This is a genomic window from Lactobacillus sp. UMNPBX12 (genome assembly GCF_002553955.1).
GTDB classification, from domain to species: domain Bacteria; phylum Bacillota; class Bacilli; order Lactobacillales; family Lactobacillaceae; genus Lactobacillus; species Lactobacillus crispatus.
Genome location: NZ_PCYY01000015.1, coordinates 38,192 through 44,191 on the forward strand (window position 1 = coordinate 38,192; position 6,000 = coordinate 44,191).

General features: G+C 38.5%; 6 protein-coding genes. All 6 read left to right on the plus strand.

The genetic code is table 11. From position 1 onward, the window contains the following. The first annotated feature begins 143 nt into the window (after positions 1–143). Complete coding sequence (locus tag CP363_RS07145; RefSeq protein WP_098036055.1) at positions 144–371, plus strand: hypothetical protein; 228 nt, start codon at positions 144–146, stop codon at positions 369–371. Positions 372–712: 341 nt separating this feature from the next. Next, complete coding sequence (gene gndA / locus CP363_RS07150; protein WP_098036056.1) at positions 713–2,116, plus strand: NADP-dependent phosphogluconate dehydrogenase; 1,404 nt, start codon at positions 713–715, stop codon at positions 2,114–2,116. A gap of 100 nt (positions 2,117–2,216) precedes the next feature. Then, the gene (locus CP363_RS07155; RefSeq protein WP_023487811.1) at positions 2,217–3,776 is read left to right on the plus strand and encodes a ClC family H(+)/Cl(-) exchange transporter; all 1,560 of its coding nucleotides are present in this window, start codon (positions 2,217–2,219) and stop codon (positions 3,774–3,776) included. 154 nt (positions 3,777–3,930) lie between these two features. Continuing rightward, positions 3,931–4,248 carry a helveticin gene (locus CP363_RS07160; RefSeq protein ID WP_098036057.1) on the plus strand — a complete coding sequence of 106 codons (318 nt, stop codon included), beginning with the start codon at positions 3,931–3,933 and terminating at the stop codon, positions 4,246–4,248. 29 nt (positions 4,249–4,277) lie between these two features. Next, positions 4,278–5,213, plus strand: coding sequence for a helveticin J family class III bacteriocin (locus CP363_RS07165; RefSeq protein WP_005720754.1), 936 nt, complete (start codon positions 4,278–4,280; stop codon positions 5,211–5,213). A 141-nt stretch (positions 5,214–5,354) separates the two neighbouring features. Next, positions 5,355–6,000 (plus strand): transposase (locus CP363_RS07175; RefSeq protein WP_198995784.1); only part of this gene is annotated, 646 nt, incomplete at its 3' end.

The window sequence follows — 6,000 nt, forward strand, 5'->3', positions numbered from 1 at the left end:
AATAGCCTCATTTTATATACGATTTTAAATATAAAATAGTCTGTTGGCTAGTAAATAGAATACAGATGCTTATAATAGACAGTGTTGGATATGAATTAATGCTTATTAGCCAATAAGCACTATGTGTAAAAAGATGCTAAATTATGAAATCTAAAAAAGTTCTAATTAGTTTACTTGCAGCATTATTTTCAGCATCGTCTGTCACTGCCAACGCTGCAGACAACAGCAATTCAACTGCAGTAGCTAAGTTTGATAAAGCTATAACAATTAAAAATATTCCTCGACTTAGCAAGTGGAGCTACATTGTAACTGTAAACTCCGATTCTCAACCTATTTCTGTGGGCAAAGATAGTTATAAAAAATGCTATTAGAAAAAACGAGTATGACTTTAATTTAGCTGTTAAAGCAGCCAAAAAGCTAAAGGGTCAACAACGTAAATTTGTTCTAGCATCTTTAAAGCAAGCCCAAAAGGAAGGGTATATTACCAAGCTAACATTACCATTAGCATTTAACATTTTACTTTGGGGTATTGATCAATAAAAGTAATATTTCCTAGGAAATATTACCGAGCAGTGTGTGAAACACTTTTACCCAATAACAAAAAAATTATTAACTAGATTTTAAAAAGCGGAACCTTTTGGCTTCGCTTTTTTGCGTGCATGAACGTATAATAATACTTGATGAACTTTGATTAATGGAGGAATTATTAAACATGCAACAATTCGGCGTTATTGGTTTGTCTGTTATGGGCAAAAACCTTGCTTTAAATGTTAGAAACCACGGCTTTTCCGTTTCAGGTTTCTCAATCGACAAGCCAGAAGTTGATGCTTTCGCAAAATATGAAGATGATAAATTAAAGCCTTGCTACACCTGGGAAGAGTTCGTAAACTCACTTGAAAAGCCACGCAAGATTTTGATTCAAATTATGGCAGGCGATCCAGTGGACCAAACTTTGCAAAAATTGCTGCCGCTTTTGGATAAAGGCGATATTTTAATCGATGGTGGTAACTCAAATTATCACGATACTAACCGTCGTTTCCACGAAATGGAAAAGCACGGCATTCATTTTATTGGTATGGGTGTTTCCGGTGGTGAAGAGGGTGCCTTGAATGGTCCAGCTTTGATGCCAGGTGGTGATGAACCAGCCTATAAGGAAGTTGCTCCAATTCTTGAAGCTATTGCCGCTAAGAATACTGAAGGCAAGCCATGTGTCTACTACATGGGACCTGAAGGTGCTGGTCACTATGTCAAAATGGTGCACAATGGTATCGAATACGGTATTATGCAGGAATTTTCAGAAGTTTACAACTTACTCCGTGACGTTGCTCACAAGAGCGATGATGAAATGTCAGAAATTTTTGATAAATGGAATCATGGTAAGGTAGAAGCATATCTTAGCGAAATCACTTCAAAGGTTTTGGCACAAAAAGATGATTTAACGCCAGATCACGTAATCGATCACATTTTGAACGTTGCTTCATACAAAGGTACTGGTAACTGGATGCTCGAAGATGGTGTTGCACTTGGCGCTCCTGTAACGGTGGTAGCCGAGGCTGTAATGGCACGTTTCATGAGTAAGCAAGCACACTTGACAATTGAAAAGGGCGTTAAACCAACTAAGTTTGAATACAATGGTGAAATTCCTGATGATATGGTTGACGTATTCGAAAAATCATTGCAATTAGCCCAAGCTGTTGCCTATGCTCAAGGTTTCCAACAATTGACAATGGCTGCTGAAGCTTATGATTGGGACTTAAGATACAAGTCAATTGCTCAAGATTGGGAAGCAGGTTGTATCATTCGTTCCGCAATGCTTAAGGATATTGAAAAAGCCTACGACAAGAACGGTAAGCTCATGAATTTATTCCAAGACGATTACTTCCGTAAGTTGATGGAAGAAAACTTGCTAGCGCTTCGTAAATCAGTTGAGTTTGCTACTAAGTGTGGTGTTCCAACACCAACTTTGAGCGCAGCTCTTAACTGGTTGGAATCAATCTTTAATCCAAACTTGCCAGCTAATATGATCCAAGGACAACGTGACTACTTCGGTGCGCACACTTACCTTAGAAATGATCGTGAAGGCGTCTTCCACACCGAATGGTATGAAGAAAAATAATTAGTTTCACATGAAACAAAAGGTCAGTTAGAACAATTCTAGCTGGCTTTTTAGTGTACAATAGTTTTTGACACGTTTTTTTATTGTGAGGGAGAAAGTAATGAAAGACGAGGCAAACAGAACTAATATTAAACTGTTGCTCCAAGCACTACTTGTCGGAATATGTACCGGCGTAGTAGTTGGTTTATTTAGATTTGGAATCGAAAAGACATCTGGTTTTTGGTTATACTTGTTTCAATTAGCGCACCAGAATCCGTTGTGGTTTATTGCGATTATCATTGGCTTTATTGCGGTAGCGGTAATTGCTGGTTATTTTGTTAAACAATATCCCCATGTTGGTGGTTCTGGTATTCCAGAAGTAAAATTGCAACTGCAAGGGAAGCTATCACTACAATGGTTTCCAATTTTATGGCGGAAATTAATCGGTGGTATCTTGGTTATCGGCACAGGGCTATTCCTAGGACCAGAAGGACCATCATTGCAGCTGGGCTCGACAATTGGTCAAGGTGTTGCTCAGGGATGCAAGCAGAACAAATTAAAAACTAGAATTCTGCTTGCAACAGGGGCTTCAAGTGGTTTGTCTGCCGCTTTTGGCGCTCCTTTGAGTGGTGCCTTGTTTGTCTTAGAAGAAGTATTCCATAACTTTTCACCATTAGTTTGGATGAATGCTTTAGCTGGCGCAATTGCTTCAAATTTTGTCGTTTCAAACTTGTTTGGCATTCGTCACGCCCTAGCAATTCAATATAACTATTCATTTCCGATTTCGTTGTACTGGCACTTGCTTATCTTAGGGATTTTATTAGGCTTATTGGGTCATTTATATAAAGTTGGTTTATTTAGTTTAAAGAAGGTCTATGCTAAAATCACCTTTTTGCCCCGTTGGCTTCATGGTTTGATCCCCTTGGCAATTTTGATTCCGATCGCTTACTTTTGGCCACTGATTACGGGTCCAGGTAATCGATTAATCTTATCTTTACCTAACATGATTACTAAAACTGGTTGGGGGCTAGTCGGCCTTTTGGCATTCTTTTATGTCATGAGAATTGTTTTCTCCATTGTTGCTTATGATTCAGGTCTTCCTAGTGGTATCTTCCTGCCAATTTTGACAATGGGCGCTTTGATTGGTGCAACTTATGGACTGATGATGGTACAGTTAGGCTTGTTACCGCAGCGTTTAGTAGTTAACCTAGTGATTTTTTCAATGGCAGGATATTTTGCAGCAATCATTCGTGCACCATTTACGGCGATTATCTTAATTACTGAGATGGTAGGGTCCTTGCTTCACTTGATGCCATTAGCTGTGGTGGCCTTCATTGCGTTATTAGTTGATGAGCTTCTTGGCGGTAAGCCTATCTACGGGCTTCTAGCAGCCGCTATGGACAAGAGTAGTGACCATAAGGCTAACTATACTGGTCAGGCTGATACAATGGCTCTGCCGGTCTATGAGAGCAGTAGACTGGTTGATAAAACCATTTCTGAGGTTCAATGGCCGGTTGATACTAGGGTAAGAACTATTCACCGTGATGGGGATGAAATTATTCCTAATGGACAGACAATTATTCGCGGCGGAGATATGCTTATTCTGGAGTTTGATTCAAGTCAACGTGGCGCGGTTTATAGCAAGATGAAGGACTTGCAAGGCGTTGAACTGGATGGATAGAAAAATGATATTCGAAGGGATGTTGTTTCAGTTTTAGCTATAAAAAATAATTCTCTCAATGAAAAAAATTACTCACTATGTGTAATTAGCGCATGTAGTGAGTATTTTTGTTTTCTCAGATCGTTTGATCAAAAGAGAGGTGATTCATTCAATCATGGATATTCATGATTACGTTGAGCTGATTACTTTGGCTTTATGGGTAATTAGCGTAGTAGGTATTGGTATCTTGAGCAGGGTTCATTTCAAGAACAAACGCTTAGAACAATTCCGCAATACTGCAGACAACTTGATGAAAAGCTATGTACGCTTATACGATAAGGAAAATCTTTCTGATGAGCAGAAGATTAATCGTGTCGGCAATGCAGTAGTGAATAGTCTTGAGGCAAAAGGCTTCAAGCTGAACAGGCAAGAAGTGCAGGACATTTTTGCGGAAGTAGCTAAGCAAATGAATGAGCAAACTCAGGATAAGTAGTAGTTTTTAAATTTTTCGGAGGTTTTATTATGTTAGATGCAACAAATATTAGAATTTTAGATAGATTCGATATGAATACAGGTTACAGAGCTGTAGTTCAAAAAGGTAATGTAGGATCAAAGTATGTTTATGGTTTACAGTTAAGAAATAACCAGACAGAAACACATGTATTGCGTGGCTTCCGTGGCAACGTGACAACCCCTGTGCTTACTTTAGTAGGTGCAGCAGCTGGACACACCCAAACTTGGGAATATTCAGGTAGATCTGGTAAATGGTTCGTTGGTACTAAAAACAAGAATAAATGGGCTTCTCAAATTGCTCGAGCAGATATTAGATACAAATCATATGCCTCATCAAACACTGAATTTCCACGTTTAGCATACTTGAACCGCGCAGGTAATCCTGAAGATCAATGCTCTGGTGATGAAATGGAACGCGCTGAAGTAGCAGTTTCACCAGATTATAGTATGCTTTTAATTGCTACTATTGAGAATAATGGAACAGGCCACTTTTCAATTTATGACCTAAATGTCATTAATAATGCATTAGATGAGGCTGGAAATAATGGTTTCGTAAATATGGGAAATTATCAATGTGAAACTAGTTTTACAGTATATGGTTTGTATGGATCTGTTTTAAACTCTGTACAAGGTTATGATCTTGATAATTCTGGTAATATTTATATTACTAGTCAAAAATCACCAAGTTTAAGTAATGGTTCATGGTCATACTATCACAAGGAAATTGTAAAGATTCCATTTTATGCTCGTAATGACCAATCTCAATGGGAAAATGTAAATTTAAGTGCATTTGGTGGATTAGATATTTCAGGTGAACATAGTGAAGTTGAAAGTATCCAAATCATTGATGAGAATCACGGTTACTTAACTGTTGCATACCATGCTAATGTTAACGGTAAAAATAAAACTGTTTCAAATAAGGTTTATGAATTAGCTTGGGACTAAATTTCAGATAGAGACTGTAAAATAGTTTGTGTAAGGATGAATGATTCCTTAAATTTATTTCTTTAAACATTAGAAAAAGGAGTTCCTTTCTCGTATGATTGGTTTGAACAAAAAAAAACATACAGAAAGAAGAACTCCTTCATGAATGATTTTACCAAAGATTTTGCTCAAGCTCTATTCAATCCAGACAAAATAAATGATTTATTGCGCAAAGAGCTACAACAGGCTGTTAATAACTTGCTAGAAGCTGAGTTGACTGCCTTTCTGGGCTATGATCCCTATGCCAGAAATGGCTGGAATACTGGCAATTCTAGAAATGGTGCTTATTTCCGCAAAGTTGATACGCAATTTGGCCCAATTGAAGTGCAAGTGCCTCGGGATCGCAACGGTCAATTTCATCAGCACACGCTGCCTGACTACAAGCAGCACTCGGATATCTTGGAAAGCATGATTATCAAGCTTTACTCCAAGGGCGTGACCACCAGGGAAATAGCCGATCTAATTGAAAAGATGTATGGCAGCCATTACAGTCCAGCTCAGGTATCAAATATTTCCAAGCAGATGATTCCAAAGGTTGAGGCTTACCACAAACGCAAGCTAAGCGACAAGTTTTTCTGCGTCTATTTGGATGCGACATACCTTCCTTTGCGCCGAGAAACGTTTGAGCGTGAAGCAGTCTATATTGCCATTGGCATCAAGCCTAATGGGCACAAGGAGGTCATTGACTACTGCATTGCGCCTAGCGAGAACATTGAAGTCTGGACAGATATGCTTCAAAACATGAAAT

Excerpts from the sequence above, each read along its gene's own strand:
- CP363_RS07145 (WP_098036055.1), top strand. The coding sequence starts at position 144 with ATGAAATCTAAAAAAGTTCTAATTAGTTTACTTGCAGCATTATTTTCA.
- gndA (WP_098036056.1), top strand. The coding sequence starts at position 713 with ATGCAACAATTCGGCGTTATTGGTTTGTCTGTTATGGGCAAAAACCTT.
- CP363_RS07155 (WP_023487811.1), top strand. The coding sequence starts at position 2,217 with ATGAAAGACGAGGCAAACAGAACTAATATTAAACTGTTGCTCCAAGCA.
- CP363_RS07160 (WP_098036057.1), top strand. The coding sequence starts at position 3,931 with ATGGATATTCATGATTACGTTGAGCTGATTACTTTGGCTTTATGGGTA.
- CP363_RS07165 (WP_005720754.1), top strand. The coding sequence starts at position 4,278 with ATGTTAGATGCAACAAATATTAGAATTTTAGATAGATTCGATATGAAT.